At 53.6% G+C, this 17,267-nt stretch carries 9 protein-coding genes and 3 tRNA genes; 7 read left to right on the top strand and 5 right to left on the bottom strand.

Features of this window, described 5'->3' with window-relative positions; all coding sequences use genetic code 11:
- Positions 1 to 44 precede the first annotated feature (44 nt).
- The gene (locus BQ5456_RS01050; RefSeq protein WP_071128368.1) at positions 45 to 935 is read right to left on the bottom strand and encodes a DMT family transporter; all 891 of its coding nucleotides are present in this window, start codon (positions 933 to 935) and stop codon (positions 45 to 47) included.
- Positions 936 to 1,020: 85 nt separating this feature from the next.
- Positions 1,021 to 1,590 (bottom strand): nitroreductase family protein, encoded by a 570-nt coding sequence (locus BQ5456_RS01045; protein WP_071128367.1) that lies wholly within the window; start codon positions 1,588 to 1,590, stop codon positions 1,021 to 1,023.
- Positions 1,591 to 1,994: 404 nt separating this feature from the next.
- On the opposite strand from BQ5456_RS01045, the gene BQ5456_RS01040 reads away from it, so the two are divergent.
- Positions 1,995 to 7,307, top strand: a complete 5,313-nt coding sequence (locus BQ5456_RS01040) for a Rib/alpha-like domain-containing protein (RefSeq protein ID WP_071128366.1) — start codon at positions 1,995 to 1,997, stop codon at positions 7,305 to 7,307.
- Positions 7,308 to 7,415: 108 nt separating this feature from the next.
- Here BQ5456_RS01040 and BQ5456_RS01035 read toward each other — a convergent pair whose 3' ends face one another.
- Positions 7,416 to 10,088, bottom strand: a complete 2,673-nt coding sequence (locus BQ5456_RS01035) for a DEAD/DEAH box helicase (protein WP_071128365.1) — start codon at positions 10,086 to 10,088, stop codon at positions 7,416 to 7,418.
- Between the two features lie 55 nt (positions 10,089 to 10,143).
- Here BQ5456_RS01035 and BQ5456_RS01030 point away from each other — a divergent pair, with 55 nt between their 5' ends.
- Positions 10,144 to 10,908, top strand: coding sequence for a fumarylacetoacetate hydrolase family protein (locus tag BQ5456_RS01030; RefSeq protein ID WP_071128364.1), 765 nt, complete (start codon positions 10,144 to 10,146; stop codon positions 10,906 to 10,908).
- 30 nt (positions 10,909 to 10,938) lie between these two features.
- Here the strand turns inward: BQ5456_RS01030 and BQ5456_RS01025 are convergent, their stop codons facing one another.
- A complete protein-coding gene (locus BQ5456_RS01025; protein ID WP_071128363.1) occupies positions 10,939 to 12,123 on the bottom strand; it encodes a MalY/PatB family protein in 1,185 nt (394 codons plus the stop codon).
- A 177-nt stretch (positions 12,124 to 12,300) separates the two neighbouring features.
- Between BQ5456_RS01025 and gltX the strand changes: the two genes are divergently transcribed.
- The 4 genes from gltX (at position 12,301) to BQ5456_RS01005 (ending at position 15,513) form a co-directional block, all read left to right on the top strand.
- A complete protein-coding gene (gene gltX, locus BQ5456_RS01020; protein WP_071128362.1) occupies positions 12,301 to 13,833 on the top strand; it encodes a glutamate--tRNA ligase in 1,533 nt (510 codons plus the stop codon).
- A 101-nt stretch (positions 13,834 to 13,934) separates the two neighbouring features.
- Positions 13,935 to 14,006, top strand: a tRNA-Gln gene (locus tag BQ5456_RS01015).
- Between the two features lie 32 nt (positions 14,007 to 14,038).
- Positions 14,039 to 14,114, top strand: a tRNA-Glu gene (locus BQ5456_RS01010).
- A 94-nt stretch (positions 14,115 to 14,208) separates the two neighbouring features.
- Positions 14,209 to 15,513, top strand: a complete 1,305-nt coding sequence (locus BQ5456_RS01005; protein ID WP_071128361.1) for a histidine--tRNA ligase — start codon at positions 14,209 to 14,211, stop codon at positions 15,511 to 15,513.
- Between the two features lie 147 nt (positions 15,514 to 15,660).
- Here the strand turns inward: BQ5456_RS01005 and nhaA are convergent, their stop codons facing one another.
- Positions 15,661 to 17,034: a Na+/H+ antiporter NhaA gene (gene nhaA / locus BQ5456_RS01000; RefSeq protein WP_071128360.1), complete on the bottom strand. Its 1,374-nt coding sequence runs from the start codon at positions 17,032 to 17,034 to the stop codon at positions 15,661 to 15,663.
- 149 nt (positions 17,035 to 17,183) lie between these two features.
- On the opposite strand from nhaA, the gene BQ5456_RS00995 reads away from it, so the two are divergent.
- Positions 17,184 to 17,257 (top strand) — tRNA-Leu (locus tag BQ5456_RS00995).
- Positions 17,258 to 17,267: the final 10 nt, after the last annotated feature.

Here is a 17,267-nt window from a genome sequence, read left to right as displayed (position 1 = left end):
TATCGGAGCTATTAGGGGAGGGTGCGTATCGCTATCCCTGGGCGTTACTGCGGTGAAACTTTTTCGGCTTTGGGGGTGAGAATCCGCAGCCAGCTGGGGAGGGTAATAGCAACTAGGATCAACGCAACCGCGAGTGCACCCAGCCAGCCAAACTGTTCATGTAACACGAACGCCCCGATTACCGCTGCTACCGCCGGATTTAAAGCTGATAGTAGTCCGGTCATTTCTGCCGATACCCGCGCCTGAGCAACCGGTTGGAAAGTAAAACCGAAAACCGTACACACCACCACTAGCACTGCTAACATTCCCCATTGCGCGAGGGAGGAGGGCAAATGCGGGGATTCTAAGAAAAAACTGGCGATAGCAGCTAGGAGCGCGAGCGTACCCAGCTGAATAATGCCGACCGTAAACCCTTCCTCGGGGCTATGGGTTACTCGATCGGTAACGATGATAGTTACTGCGTAGCAGACGGCTCCCAGCAGGGCAATCAATAGCCCGGCCGAGAGATTCCCGCCGGGCAGCGTCAGCATCCCCACCCCGGTAACCGCCAGGAAAGCCGATAACAACATCACGGGATTAGGACGCATCCGCGCCAAAGCAGCAGTTGCCAGTGGCACCATCACGATGCTGGTATGTTCGGTGAGCGCTACTGGCCCAGTATCTGCCATGGTCAAAGCGGTTAGTTCCAGTGACATCACCAAGAAATATAGGAATCCAATCAGGAATCCCGCTATCCACACTTTCCGGCTGGCGCGATAGAGGCGGCGGGCAAATAGCGCTGCCAATAGCAGGAAAGCGATCCCAAACCGTAGCGCTAGAACGTTGAAGGTGCTCATGGTTTCTAGCAGAAGTTTGCTGAAAATAAACGAGGTGCCACGCGCCATCATCACCAGAGCTAACAGTATCTCCAGCCCGCGCGTACTCGTTTTATTCATCTTCGTCACCCTATCAACGAAGAGGGTGCCGAAGATGCTGATATTCCAATACTGAAATTCTGGTTACGAACCTTGGGGTATTCCGTTAGCGTTGGATTACCCGCTGGCGAATGTCTTGCAGCTGCTTGGGTGAGGGGTCATCGCTGGCCAGGCCAAACGGCATTTGCGCATCTAGTACCCAGGTTTCGGGCAGGTCGAACATTTGCTTCACCGCGTGGTCAATCACCGGATTGTAGTGCTGCAGGGAAGCGCCAATTCCTGCCTCGCGGAGCGCTACCCACAGCGAAAATTGCAACATGGCCAGGGATTGCGCTGCCCAATGCGGGAACTTGTCGGCATAGGCGGTGAACTTGCCCGCCATTTCTTCGGTGACTTCCTGGTCATAAAAGTAGAGAATAGTGCCGTAACCAGCCCGGAAAGAATCAATTTTTTCCCGCGGAACTTTACCTTCGAAAACCTCGAAAACTCTATTCCAGAGGGCGTCCTGATTTTCACCGGTAACTACCAATAGCCGTTGCGACTGCATATTGAAAGCATCCGGTACCTGCGCGGTTACCTCATCAATCAAATCCAGCAGTTCCTGGTGGCTTAAGGGTATTTTCCGCTCCAACTGGTATCGGGAGCGCCGATCCTGCAAAAGTTCCAAGGTCTTCATAGCTATTCCTTTCCTCTGTTTCCTCTTAATCTTCTAGGAGAAAGCTTGCTCCCGCTAGGGGAGGCGCAAGAATTCAGCTCCCGACACATGGTATTCCTAATTTTGCCTGCATCTGTGCTTGTTTTCCCGACTTTTATCAACGCATTTTTATGATGTCATGGGCGCGTAAGGGAATGTCGTCACCGATAGCTTAGGTGGGAAGTTTTCAGTTTTGGTGGGTAGCGCTGGAGCCGGGATCGGAGTTATGGCGGGAAACTACTTCTTAGGGCAACCTAGCTACCTTTTTACAAGGTTATCGGGTAAATTATTAAAAAAGTGTCAGGTTAGTGGCTCAGTACTCAAACTTTACCTTAATTTATAACGACGAAGTTTGATTTTAGCTGAGCAAACAGAGGGAATTAGCTATGAATAATCACCAAATGCCCCGCGTTACTACCAGCAGTTTCCGCGATAAGCTTCTCGGAAATCTCAAGAAAGTAACGGCCGTTAGTGCCGGATTTTCTTTAGTTTTATTAGGAATCGTGGCAGTGATATTCGGCGGATCCGCGTTGCCAGCTTACGCAGAGGCTCCAGCTAAATTCCAGGATGCTATCGATTCCTCTCAGTCTACCGAGGAGGCATACGCTGTCTCGGGCTCGGTGAAGAAGCTATTTGCGATTCCTCATACTAGTAATATTTCTGGAAGCGCCGAGCTAGGAGAGGGGCTAGCAGGCGTTACTGTCTACGCCCAGTGGACGGAAGGCTCTAAGTCCAAGGGTAGGTGGGCTTCTCCTATCTATAAGGGGCTCACTGATGCCAACGGTGATTTTTCGATTAAAATGTTGCCTTACACCGATGTCAACGGGGAAAAGCGTACCTTTGATGGCGAAGTTGGTTTGCATCCCAAAGGCACCTTTAACGAAAAAGTTCAGATTTGGGTAATTAACCCCGAGCCCGAAAAACTTACCCAGTTCTGGGGCTACGGACAGCGTCCCTCTCCGGACGGTTTTGTGCAGGACTCCACCGGTAATGCCTACTGGGGCAACAGGTATGGTCTCAAGGGCGCCGACACTTACTTTGTAGAAAAACAAGATCTAGCGGTCACCACGGGTAAATCCATAGACACCAACAATGCGCTTTCCCAGAGCAAGGGCGGACATATCTCGGGGAAAATTTTCTGGAACTGGGTGCAGGGCGTAGGCTCGGCACGTTGGATGGATTTAAACAACCCTGCGGATGACAAAGTAGTTAGCGGTCAGAAGGTGCAGGCATCCTACCTCAGTGATTGTGCCGTAAAACAAGTTGAAAAATATTATGCGGACAATAAGACCGCTGTCTTTAATAATCACTTATTCCGGAAATCTTCCGCTGCTACTTTGGAAAAGGACCGCTGGACTGCGGCTGACGAAGCTAACCTGCAAAAATATATCCGGGAACAAATCCCGCGAGATACCGGCTCTTGTAGCTGGATTGCAGAGACTGTGCAGACCACTACCGGCGCCGACGGCACCTATACTCTGCAGTTTAAGGGTACCTGGGGAACTAATGACCGTAGCTGCGTGAGCGTTCCTGCCGGCAAAACTTGTGGGACAGTTGCAGATGATCCCGATACTGGATCGTGGACGGGAGTTTTGGACAGGAACGACCAGAAGCATGTGAATTGGGATTACCTGAACCTGTCTTTGGTTGATAAGCCAGATGGCATTGGATATATGGATCCTTGGCGGGGCAACAACTTCTTTGACACGCGCGCTGGGTCTTCCATGTTTTCCCCCTTTGGAGTAACCGCGAATTACGCGGGTTCCAATGACCGGTGGGATGATTTGAACCTGGCGCTTATCCCGGTGCAAACCTATTTTGATGTGCTGGAATATGACACCAGTACCCATGCTGCCACCCCGGGAACTACGGTAAAGACTTCGACCAAGGGACTGGCTCCCGCCAATAAAATTGATGCTAATACCTACCAAATTACTTGGTACGACCCTAATGAGAACCCAGTTGGAAGCTGCGAACTGCAAGCTGATAACAGTGGGGTCTTAAGAACCTGCCCGTTTAAAGTTCCGGAAAATCTAAAGGAAAACACTGTTTATAACGCGGTGCTCTCTACGGTAGACGCGCAAGGAAATTCCGTGGTTCTGGGTACGGACTCCTTCCTGGCAGTGGTTCCCGATTACGATGCTAACTACCAGCAGACCAAATCAGAGGTTGGGGTGGCAACCACTTCCGCGGCTCCTACTTTCGATAAGAAAACCACCGATGAGGTAGAACAGGACACCGAATTACCGGCCGGGTATAACCCGGTCTTCGAGCTAGACCAGACCAGGATGGAGGAAATCGGTCTCAACGAGAAAGATTTTTCCATTGATGCTAAGACTGGGAAAGTTACCTGGAAGAACCCAACCGGTAAGGAAGGTACTACCGTTTCGGTGCCGGTTAAAATGACTTACTCCAAGCCATTAGAGAGCGGGGGAGCCATCAAAATTTCTGAATCAGCGAAGGTACCCTTCGTCATCAAATCTGTTCAAGATAAAGATGGTGATGGGGTAGCAGATGAAAATGATAAATGCCCTGAGACCCCCGGTGGACAAACTGCGCAAGCTAACGGCTGTACCTTTGCGCAGCAGTACGTCACCAACTATGACGAGGTAACCGCAGATCCTGGCTCCAAGGTCAGTTCCGGGTTACCTAAATTTAAAAATCAGCAGGCAGCTGGCGCTGACTATAGCAGCATTCCGCCTGCCTCAGGTATTAAGTACTCGCTGGACAAGGCTAATTTGCCGCAAGGCGTAACCGCAGATGACGTTGCAGTTGATGCCATTACCGGTGAAGTATCCTGGAATATTCCCGCAGGTACCCCAGCCAGCACCTATGAGATTCCAGTGAAGGTCACGTATCCGAATAATTCCGGGACTGCTACGGTCAAGGTTCCCTTTAAGGTAAACCAAGCTGCTCCGCCTCCTGCGGGTAGCATCACCCAACCAGGTGACCAGTCCGGCAAGGTCGGAGAAGCGATTACTCCCATCACGATTGAAGCCGAAAACGTGAAACCGGGAACTTTGCAGGTGGAGGGACTGCCTGATGGGCTGACTTTCGATCCTACGACCAAGCAAATTACCGGTACTCCCACAACCGCCAGCCCGAGCGGCGACCCCTCTGTGGTAACCATTAGAGCTGTAGGTATGGACGGTCGAGAAGTAACCGAAACCTTCAAATACACGGTTACCCCTCCGGATAAACCTGCGACTATCGCGCCGATTGCTGACCAAAGCGGGACTGCTGGGCAGCTAATTAACCCGATCCCGGTAGAAATCGCTAACGCGGCGCAGGCTCCTACCTTCGAGGGACTACCTGAGGGACTGGGGTATGACCCCAATACCGGTCAGATTACCGGCATGGTAAACCCAGTGGATGATGCGGGCAATCCTTTGGAAACCTCGAAGACTTATCCGGTGACGGTGAAAGTTAAAGGACAAGATGGAAAGATAGTTTCCACTTCTTTCTCTATCACTATTAACCCAGCACCCAAACCGGATACCGACAAGGATGGGGTAGATGACAGTAAGGATGTTTGCCCCGGCACTAGCGCGGGACTAGCGGTAGATAACGCTGGGTGCGCTGCCAATCAGAAGCTCTTGCCGGTTTATAAATCCAATAAATCTGCTCCCGGTAAAACCGTGAAAATACAGGAGCCTGACTACCAGAACGCGCTGAGCAAAGAAGCAATCACCAAGCCAGCTGGCGCCAAGTACGCTTTGGATGAGGCTCATCTGCCCAGTGGGGTGAAAGCTAGCGATATCACGGTAGATACAAATACGGGAGCCATTACCTGGAATGTTCCCAAAGCACAGGCGCTAGGCACCATAGCGATTCCCGTGAAAGTGACTTTCCCGGATAACGGAGGCAGTCTACTCGCCTATGCGCAGGTATCGATCGATTCTCTCGCCAAAGGTAATAATCCGCAATATGGCGAGGTAGCTCCGATAGAAAAAGGCGCAAATACTACCCTCGCCGCCCCGAAGAATTCGGATGGCAGCGATTTGCCTGCAGGCACTAAGTATGAAAAGACCTCGGGCCCAGATTGGATTACGGTAAATCCTGATACCGGTGCCGTTACTATTAATCCTCAGGCAGATACCCCGACAGGGGATTATGAGGCGGTTATCCGGGTGACCTATCCGGACGGTACCTTTGACGATGTTAAAGTTCCGGTAACGGTTAAACCTGGCCCCACAGATGATGACCAGGATGGGGTAGCTGACATCAAAGATAAATGCCCAGATACTCCCGAGGGAGCAAAAGTGGACGAGCAGGGATGTACGGAGCGTCAGCGCTATGCTCCCGAATATGACAAAGATAAAGAGGGCGTGCGGGGTGCAAGCCCGGTTACAGTTCCTGCCCCAAACTTTAGAGATGCAGTTGCTAAAAAAGTGGCCAGTCCCTCGGGCGTCACCTATAAACTGGGGGCAGGCGCTCCCCAGGGGACAAGTATCAATCCCAATACGGGTGCTATTACTTGGAATATTCCCGCGGATGCCGATTTGGGTACCCATGAGATTCCAGTGATAGTTACCTATCAGGATGGATCCAGCGAGCAGGTTTCCACCAAGGTTAAGGTAACCGCGCAAACCGAGTCCTACGGGTTTAAATATAAGCCGCAGAAAGACCCCATCTATGGGGAAACTGAGGTAGTGGAACAAGGATCTACCAAGACTACGAAACCTGCGGTTTTCACCGATGAGGACGGAAACGAGGTAAGTAAGCCCGCAGGAGTGACCTTTACTAAGGCTGCGGATATGCCCGACTGGGTTAGCGTAGATGAAGGCACTGGCGCGGTTACCTTAAAGCCGGGTACTGACACTAATCCGCAAGATTACGATATTAAGGTAATCGCCAAATACGCGGACGGTACCGAGGATACTGCCCTACTGAAAGTGACGGTGACTCAAAAACCGCGGCAATCAGCCATCATTACCCCGGTAGCAAACCAAACTGGAAAACAAGGGCAGAAACATGCCCCCATCCCGGTGAAGGTAGAAAACCTGGGAGATGGCGGCACGGTGACAGTTACCGGGCTACCGCAGGGAATGAAATATGATCCGCAAGCGGGCGCTATCGTGGGTACCCCGTCTGCGCCTACTAACGGCGCCCAGACGGTGACGATTACCGCTATCGGCGAGGACGGGACGCCCGTATCAGCAACCTTCACCTTTACCGTGAATCCGGCTGACCAAAACACGGTTAATGACCCGAAGTATCCCGATGCCAAAGCCGAGAAGGCAGGTAAAAAGGCTGAGATTCCCGGCCCGAAGAACCCGGATGGGAGCAAGCTACCGACCGGAACCAAATACTCGAAAGAGGACGGTCCTGCTTGGGCAAGCGTGGATCCGGACACGGGAGCGGTGACTGCTGACATTCCTGCGAATACTAAGCCGGGTGATTATGAAGTGAAGGTGCGAGTGAGCTACCCGGATAACACTTCCGATGTCACTACGCTCACCATTAAGGTGGCGGAATCAACTGCTGGTAACAGCGGGGATAACAGTGGGAACGGGAATTCAAGCACCAATAAACCTGGTAATACGGCGGGATCTGCTGGTAAACCGGGAGCCGCTGGAAATATGGGTTCCCATCCATTGAAGCGAACTGGCAGCACCGCGCAGCTGGCGCTGCTGGCGGCTCTATTGTCCACGTTGACAGGCGGGTTACTGCTATATAGCCGCCGCTCAAGAAACTAGAGCATAGCGTAGCTAAGACCAGTGGGTCGTTGCTCCCCGGAGCAACGACCCACTGCCATTTTTGGGTGCCAGCTCAAAGGGAAAATTAGCCGCTAAAATCACTGCCAGCTAGTTGGTGTCCATTAGCAGGGAACTGGCTAGTTCGGTTAGGGAGCCGGAAGATTTAACTACCGAAGTAAACAGGTCGCGCTTGCGTTGCTGTAGCTGGGAGACTTTTTCTTCGATGGTTCCCTTCGCCACCAGGCGGTAGACATTGACTGGGCGTTCTTGCCCGATCCGGTGAGCGCGGTCGATTGCCTGCTCTTCGACTGCCGGGTTCCACCACGGATCCATCACAAACACATAGTCGGCGGCAGTCAAAGTCAGCCCCGTGCCGCCTGCCCGCAGGGAAATCAAGAAAGCTTGCGCGTTTCCCTCGGAAAACTCTTCAACTACCTGGTCGCGCTGCCGGGTAGACCCATCCAGATAGGCAGTTTTTATTCCTGCCTCCTCTAGGGCTTCTTTAATCAACTTTAAATAAGAGGTGAACTGGGAAAATACCAAGGCTTTATGGCCAGGTATCGCTTGCAGCTGCTCCATCAGGGCGGCAGTTTTGGCGCTAGTTATCCCGGCGCGTCCGCCTACCAGACGCAGGTCTAAGCTGGCGCGCCGCAGCGCCGTCAGCGCCGCCAAAATCGACATCCGATCCCCAGATTGCAGCAACCCGCTAACCTGGTGGCGTGCCTGGGTTTCCAGTTCCCGATAAGCGGCACTATGCCCCGGCTCTAAATCAACCCGCAACACCTGTTCAATCTTCGGGGGCAAATCCGGTGCCACCTCAGCTTTAGTGCGCCGTAACATATAGGGAGCCACCAGCGAACGCACCTGGTTTATCCCGCGCAGCTGCAAGGCAGCAAACTGTTCCCGTGAAAGCAAAGTGCCTGGTTGCGCCAAAGACAAAATCGCATGCAAATCCGCTAAAGAATTCTCTAGGGGAGTGCCGGTAGCACAAATAGTCCACTCGCGGCGCAAATCATTAAGGATCCGCCAGGCTTGAGTACGCGGATTCTTCACCAGCTGCGCCTCATCACAAATCACCCCCTGCCACTGAGGCTCTAAGAAAGCCTCCGCATGACGGCGCAGCAACCCGTAGGAGGTAACCACTAAATCTGCCCCGCTGAAACCCTCCTCAATCTCGGTGCCGCTACGCAGCGCCCGCACCTGCATCTCGGGATAAAAACGTTGCGCTTGGGACTCCCAAACATTAATTACCGAAGTAGGCGCCACTACCAGCACCGGATTCGAGGTGGGTAAGGATTTAATCGCCGCTAAAATCTGCAGAGTTTTTCCCAGCCCCATTTCGTCGGCCAGCACCGCTCCGGGCCCAATCGACAGTTGCGCCAGCAACCAAGACACGCCCGTGCATTGATATTCGCGCAGCTTAACGGTGTGGGGTGCGGCAATCGGCGGCAACTTTAGTTTGCGTGCCTTCCAAGCTTCTAGGCCACGCACCTGTGCTTGCGTACCCTCCAGAATCTGGGAGAGGTCAATAATCGCCGGGTGGATCCCGCGGCGGTTAAGGCCGGCGCGCTCACTAAGCAGCGTCAGTCGATCCAGATCGGCTTCACTAAGATAAGTATCGGCATCGATTAGCCCGCCGCGCTCGCGCATCTGGGCAATCTCGGAGGATGTAAAGTCACGGTCACCTAAACGCAGCCGCACCTGCGGGGTAAACCAGCCGTAAGTATTGGGGGATAAATCCACGATGATCTCTCCACCCTGTTGCGAAAATGAACGGGGAATTCCGTGGCGGTTAACTTCTAAATCCTGGCCATCAAAAACGGTTTCTAGCTCATCGAGTAACTGGTTTATGCGGTGAGCGGGACAAGAAAGAAAACTATCGAAAGTGAAAACCCCTTCTTGGCGGCGCAACCACTTCGTCACCTGGCTCTGCAGCTGCGTAATCTGGTCAGGTGGGGCGCTGGTTTCAATCTTTTGCCCCTCAAGCTCGCGCATGGCGCGCAGGTGAATCCGGTAAAGGTCTTCTGCCCGGGAAGTTCCCACTTCCAGCAGGTAGCGATATTTGGGGGACTCGAAACTGTTATCTAAAGAATGGACCGGGAAGCTATCGCTAAGGCGTGGAAAATCTTGCAACAAAAAATCCGCTAAATCCGCTTGCGGCACCCGCACCGGTTTCGCCCCCAACACCCGGTTAAGCGCTCCGAAACGATCATCCCAAAAGGCGAAACACCCGAGCTCTTCGCTGGCAACCAGTTCAAGACCGGCCGCCACACAGGTAGCAGCCACTGTGCGCTGGGCAGGATCTTTACCGGCAGAAAAATCAATCCCAAAGCGCAGCGCCAGGTCGCCAGGAGCACAAATATCTAGGAAAGGGCGCGCCAGAATCGGAGAAAAACGCAGTGGAGTGAGGGGCTCGGTGCCGAGGGCAAAAGAAAATCCCGCGCGCGCCAAAGAGCGAATCGCGGGGGATACCTGCGCGGCCTCCTCGGAAGATAACCGGTGAGGAGGTTTTTCTAATAGCCCGGCCACCTTTCGTAAGCAGCTGAGCTGCGTCCGATCTAAACCGGCAGAAACTGATTCCCATTTAGTTTGGCAAAGGTCACGCCAACTGGCACGATTGCGGGTCCAAGTACCAGAAACTTCCCGGCGTAAAGGATGGAAACTGCCATCCAATTCGATACAAATTCCCAGGTCAGCGCCAGGAGTAATTTCGGGATGCGGGGAGGTGAACATTGCGCCTATCAGGCGTCGCCATGCCGGTTCCAAGACATTGTTACTCACGCGTTCCTCCTTGGCTCATCCTTTCTACTTTAGCAAGGGCGCTAGACTGGGCTCTATGAAGATTGTGCGATTTCGGATCGATGCCAACCCTATTTACGGAGCTTTAGAGGACGAAAGTGAGCGGATTGTATCCTTAAAAGGTGACCCCCTGTTCCAAAAGGCGGAACCCTCCGGACAGCTTTATAACTTAGAGGAAGCGCGGCTGCTATCTCCGGTGATTCCCCGCTCGAAGGCAGTTAGCTGCTGCGCGAATCTGCTGGGATCAGCGGCGGGTGTGGGGCAGTGGCCACAGGTGGCTATCAAACCCAATACGGCGGTGATTGGCCCGGACGATCCCATCGCCATTCCCGCTTGGGGAGGCGGCACGGCACGCGCCTTCGTGGGGATCGCAGCGGTCGCTAAAACTATTTGTAAAAATGTGTCCCCGGAGCAGGTAGGGTCGGTGATCGCCGGGTGGACTATCGGGGTAGACTTTGCATGCGGCGGGGAAGAAATCAGTTTCTCTCAGACCAGGGCTTGGGATACTTCTGCCGCAATCGGTCCGTGGATCGTAGTTGACCCCGGTTTTAATCCCGATAACGTCACCATTAGCGCGAGCGTTTCTGGCCAAGAGGTTGCCTCTGCTAGTAGCGCCGACTTTCCGCTCAATGCCGCCGAGGCTTTCGCTAAGGTCAGCGCCATGATGACCCTGCTACCCGGGGACGTAGTAATCGTAGGAGGAATTGAGCTGCCACAGCCCTTAAGCGCTGGTGAGCGCCTAACAAGCGCCATCACCGGGGTAGGACAGATGGAAAATATGGTGGTTAGCGCCAACCGCTAACCCATTAACGCCACCGCGTGCTCCGCGAGACTAATCGTTTTCTGCTTCTCGCAGCGCGCTAGCTAGTCGCCGGGTCATCTCCAGGAACAGGTAGCGGGGAGTAGCGGCGTTAAGCCGCAATAAACCGGGGTAGCCGGTACCCAGGATCTCGCCGCCATTTACTCCTACTCGCGCTTTCTCCTCCGCGATTTTGACCGGGTTTTCGCCATAGCTACTCGCGTCCCATAGCGACAGGTAGGTGCCTTCCACTTCCGGGATTTGCAGCCGGGGAGCAATCTGCAACGCCAAATCCCGGGAACTGGCAAGGTTTTCACGAATATAAGCTTTGATTTCTTGCAGCCAAGCGCCTCCCTCTTGATAGGCAGCGCGGGTGGCCAGTGCTCCTAGGGGAGTCGCGCCCATCGCTAGCTGGGTAGTTACCCCGGCATCTTCGAATTGATCACGTAGCGGCGAGGGCGGCAAAATCATTTGTGCGCAATGGAGACCCGCCAAATTCCAGCCTTTAGAGGCCGCATGCGCAGTCACGGTGATCTGGGCAAACTCCGGGTCCAGGCTGGCAAACGGAATGTGGCGAGCCTTATCGGTCAGCACCAAGGGAGCATGGATTTCATCGGCAAACACCGTTACTTGATGGGCAAGCGCCAGCTGCCCAACTTTTCGCAGCTCGGCTTCGCTGATGACTCTCCCGGTGGGGTTCCACGGGTTACAAAGCACCAGCAACTTAGCTTTTTCCTGACGAAGCGCATCTTCGAGCGCCGCAAAGTCAAGCTCCCAACGTCCCTGATAATAGCGACTTTTAACTTCGATTAGTTCCCGTCCTGCCTGGATGGGGATAGTTAAAAACGGCATATAGGCGGGAGTAGGTACCACCACCGCTTCTCCGGGGTTAGTCATCAGTTGGATTTGGGCGCGCAGAATCGAAAGTACATCGGAGGAAATAAACACATCCTCGGCGTTAACCTGCCACCTATAGGATGTAGCGAGAAAACGCCCGGTTTCTCGCTGGAGATCATTTGCCAGTCGCGGCGGCATATAGCCAAAGAAACCGTCATCGATAGCGCGGTGCAGGCAGCGTGCAACTGCAGGCGCGGTTCCAAAATCCATTTCTGCCACCCAGGCTCCCCATAAAGGCTCGCCCTCCAAGGTTTTTCCGGTCCATTTTAAAGATCCTCTACGGCGTAGTTCTTGCAGGGATAAGTGGTCAAAATCTTGCATGTATCCACCCTACGCCTCGTGACCAGTTAGGGCGCGCAAATATTGTTTGCAGATGGTGCTCGAAAAGAAGGGGAGAGGAGAAAGACGAGCCCCGATAATCCCCCAGGTTCGAGAATCAGGCGGGGCGCGAAGTAGAATCAAGGGGAACTAACGATTTTACGCAAGGAGATTATAGGTATGAATCCGGATTCCACTTCCCCTATTCGGGTGCGGTTTTGCCCTTCACCCACTGGTACCCCGCATGTGGGAATGGTGCGTACCTGCCTGTTTAACTGGGCTTATGCGCGCCACACGGGGGGAACTTTCGTTTTCCGGATCGAGGACACCGACGCCAAACGCGACTCAGAAGAATCCTTTGAGCAAATCCTAGAGTCTTTACGCTGGCTGGGACTAGATTGGGACGAGGGTGTCGGCAAGGGCGGTCCCTACGGTCCCTACCGGCAAAGCGAACGTATGGATATCTATAAAGAGGTAGCGGATAAGCTGCTCGCCGGGGGATATGCCTACGAATCTTATTCCACCCCCGAGGAAATTGCGGCGCGTCATAAAGCCGCCGGGCGTAACCCCCATCTGGGCTATGACGGCTATGACCGCAACCTGACGGAAGAACAGATCGCGGCTTTTCGCGCGGAAGGGCGCCAGCCGGTGCTGCGGATGCGGATGCCCGATGAAGATATTACTTTCCATGATCTGGTGCGCGGAGACATCACTTTCCAAGCCGATTCAGTTCCCGACTATGTGATTGTTCGCGGCGGCGGAGATCCCCTCTACACCCTGGTGAACCCGGTAGATGACGCCCTAATGCATATTACGCACGTGCTGCGCGGAGAAGACCTGCTTTCATCCACCCCCCGCCAAATCGTGCTTTACCGCGCCCTCATCGAGTTGGGGATCGCAGACCGCGTCCCCGAGTTCGCGCACTTGCCCTATGTAATGGGGGAGGGCAATAAGAAACTATCTAAGCGGGATCCAGAATCGAATCTGCTGTTGCACCGGGAAAACGGGATGATCCCTGAAGGGCTAGTGAACTATTTAGCGCTGTTAGGGTGGGCTTTATCGGCCGATCGGGACGTGTTTAGTAAAGAAGAAATGATCGCGGCCTTCGATATTGAGGACGTCAACCCCAATCCGGCGCGCTTTGACTCCAAGAAAGCACTGGCGATTAACGCTGACCATATTCGGATGCTGCAAGTTGGCGATTTCACTGAGCGGATCGTTCCCTATCTGCACGCCGGCGGATTCGTAAGTGCCGATAACCTAGCTGATTTAACCGATAAAGAAAAACAGCTTTTGGAGGCTGCCGCTCCGCTTGCCCAAAGCCGGATGCAGGTACTTTCCCAAGCTAAGAGCCTGCTGGGATTCCTGTTTATTGCGGATGACCAGGTGGAATATCAAGAAAAGCCGCTACGTAAACTCAAAGATAATGCCCCGCAGGTACTCGAGGCCGCGGCCAAAGTGGTAACAGACCTGCCAGAAGGCCAAGTTGGCGAGGCCGGCACCATTGGAGATCCCGAGGCGGTTAAAGCCGCTATGAGCCAGGTAATGGTCGAAGAAATGGGGCTTAAACCTCGCGTTGCTTTCCAACCGTTGTTCATGGCAATCACCGGCTCTAACGTGTCGATCCCGGTATTTGACTCCATTGGAATCTTGGGGAAAGAGGCCATCATAAAACGCCTGCATAAACTACAAAACCATCTGGAACAGGCGTAACGTCAGGTGATTAGTCACACAAGGAATTTATTTGAAGCTGCCTAAGTGCCTGCGTTAGAGTAGATGACTGCAGCCCGGCGCAAGCCGAGGTTAGCAGCCCTTGGGGTATGGTGTAATCGGTAACACAGCTGATTCTGGTTCAGCCATTCTAGGTTCAAGTCCTGGTACCCCAGCAAAAATGGGAACCTGCTGGTTCTTGTTTCTGGCCCCCATAGTCTAGAGGCCTAGGACACCGCCCTCTCACGGCGTAGACACGGGTTCGAATCCCGTTGGGGGTACCACTGGCACTTTCACCTTTTTAACTTTTATTTACTTTGAAAGTTGTAATCTTTTTAGTCGCAAAGCCGAACTTGCGCCAATGCTAAAGTTATAGTCATGTCTGGAAAAATTGTTGCTACTCGCGGGATGCGAGACTTTCTACCCACCGAAAAAACTTGGCGTGAACGCGTCCTTAGCGTCCTGCGCGAAACCTATACTTCCCTGGGGTTCATGGAGATAGAAACCCCTGCCCTGGAGCCGATTGAGCGGCTGCAATCTGGGCAAGGTGGGGAAAACGAGAAAATGATTTTCCAGGTGATGCGGCGCGGTCTGGATCCGCAAGCAGGAATTTTGCCCGCCGAGGCGGTAGACCTGGGGCTACGATATGACTTGACCCTTCCCTTAACCCGCTACTTCGCTAGCCACCAGGGGGAGCTACCGAGCGTGTTCCGTGCCTTCCAGACCGGTCCGGTATGGCGCGCTGAGCGCCCGCAAAAGGGGCGTTTCCGCCAGTTTAACCAGGTAGATATCGATATTTTGGGGGAGGCTTCTTTTAGCGCAGAAGTCGAAATTATCGTGACCATGTGGAACGCCATCGGCAAACTGGGGCTAGACAAAGATTCCACAATCCTGCTCAACGATCGCCGTTTCCTGCGGGAACTGATGAAAGCGGCCGGGGTTGCAGACGAAAAGCACGATAGTGCCTTCATCACCCTCGACAAACTGGAAAAAATCGGAGAAGAGGGCGTTATAAAAGAACTAGTGGGGCAGGAAATCGCCACTGACTCCCAAGCAAAATCCCTAGTAGAGGCAGTAGGCAGTATCGCGGAGCTAGAACTGGGCAGTGACGTGGAAACCGTGCAGGTTCCTGCTCTAGGCGCCGAACTGCCGCTGTTTGATCTGGGAGCCATCGCCTCTCAAGTGCGCCAGATCGCTCCCGATATCAAGATTTCTTTCACCCCCACTTTGGTGCGCGGCATGGGTTATTACACCGGTCCGATTTTTGAGGTTTCCCACACCGCTTCCGGATCCTCTATTTGTGGAGGCGGACGCTATGACGGGGTAGTAGGACGTTGGCTGGGGCGAGATGTCCCCGCCGTCGGCTTCAGCTTCGGGTTTGAACGGATCGTGGATCTAGTATCCCTGCCAGAGGAAGGGCAGCAGCTAAAAGTGGCGCTGGCATATCAAAAGCCCCATGAAGCCCTAGCGGCATTGCATCTGCGCGAAGGACTGCTAGCAGCCGGTGCCAGTAATGCTGGTCTGCTAAAAGCCCCGCGCAAAATGTCGGCTGGCTTCTTCGAGCAGGCATCCTCCCTCGGCTACAACCGGGTGTTGCTACCTAGCCGCTACTTAGAGGTTGCCGACCAGGCAAACCCAGACTTTGCGACTTTGCTGGAGCAAGCGCGCATCCTCGAAAACTAGGGGAGAGGCGCGAGATCGTCCCCAGATACCCAGGTAGCCCATTGTGGCGCTGGGCAGGTGGTTTTCCCATCCGTAGTAGCAGGCGGGGGATAAGCCTGCTAACCACGGGCTTAGGCAGACCCGCCTACGAGGGCTATTACCATTACCTTAGCTTTGAATCTTTCCAGCAGCCTTTAAATGCCGCACCCGGATTTGCAGGGAGATAGCGGCCAGGATTACCGACGCGAAAGTTCCCATTAGCACCCCCAGGGAGCCCGCCTGAGTCAAGTCTGCATCCCCTCTAAAGGCCAGGTGGGAAATCAGTAGCGCCACTGTGAAACCGATACCGGCAGTTAGCGAAACCGGGAGTACATCCCGCAAGCCTACGCCTTTGCCTAAAGTGAGGGGAGTCAGTTTCGTAAAGATAGCCACGGAACCAAAAATTCCCAGCACCTTACCAAGGGGCATTGCCACCATTACGGAAAGCGCAATTGGGTGAGTGATTACATGGAGCGGCCCGCCTGCCACGTCCACCACATTTACCCCGGCGGCGAAGAAAGCGAAGATGGGCACCGCCAAGCCGGCGCTAAAGGGGTTGACCGCTTCTGTAAGGCGTTCGGTTTCGGGTTCGGTTTCGCCAGCGATCTGTTTGGCGGGCACTGTCATCCCTAGTAGTACCCCGGAGATGGTGGCGTGTACCCCGGAATCAAACATGAAGTACCAGGTCAAGATACCCAGCGGAATCAGTATCCACCAGCGTCCCCACCGTTTTTGGGCTAGGAAACCGAAAACTGCGGCGCAAACAAACGCCAGCAGCAGAGAAATAAATTTCATTCCGGTGGCGTAGAAAATGGCGATTACTAAAATTCCGCCCAGATCATCGGCAACTGCCAGGGTTAACAGGAAGGTGCGAGCAGCCAGGGGCAGTCCGCGTCCGAAAATCTGCAAAATAGCCACCGCAAAGGCAATATCGGTGGCAGTGGGGATTGCCCAACCATGCCAGGCGTTATCACCAGAAATGGCGGTGCCTACCAGAAAGACACAGGCCGGGCCGACCATTCCGAAGATAGCGGCGATAATCGGCATGGCAGCAACTTTAATGTTGTGTAGCGAACCTATCGCGAACTCTTGTTTTAGTTCCAAACCCACCGCAAAGAAGAACAGGGTCAAAATCCCATCTTGCGCCCACTCGTGTACCGCTAGATGTAGCCCCAAGGAACGCGGACCAAATTCGAAGTTAGAAAGCGTCATATAGCCTTCCCGCACCGGGGAGGGCGCGTTCGCTAAAATCAGCGCCAAAATGGCGGCGGAGACCAAAATCATGCCCGCCACAATGTCGTTAGCTAATACCCGTTTGATGGAGGTAAAGACCCCGTGGGGGGATTCCTCGCTGTAATCCTTCGGAGAAGGAATCGCCAAATCCTGGTAGTCCGGGGGAGTTACCAGTTCTTCAACCTCTTTTTCCAAGGGGAAGTAATGGACATCTTCCTTCTTATCTTGCTCTGGAGAACAATTGTTTTCGTTATCATGTTTCTGCTGCATGCCCCTATGCTAACCCTTCTTTGTTTCGACTTTCGTGAAACGCTAAGGTTTAATATGGAGTGGCGTTTTACAAAAGGTACCTGCTTTTGATAAAACAAAACTTGGTTGGTGCGTTATCGTACCCGAAGGGCAGCTAAAAGTCCTGGTAAGCCCCCGTAGCCCAATCGGTAGAGGCAGCTGACTTAAAATCAGTCCAGTGTCGGTTCGAGTCCGACCGGGGGTACTACCATTAT

The sequence above is a fragment of the Varibaculum massiliense genome (assembly GCF_900106855.1).
Classification (GTDB): domain Bacteria; phylum Actinomycetota; class Actinomycetes; order Actinomycetales; family Actinomycetaceae; genus Varibaculum; species Varibaculum massiliense.
The sequence above is the reverse complement of the archived record's forward strand: the minus strand, read 5'-3'. Positions and strand labels throughout refer to the sequence as shown.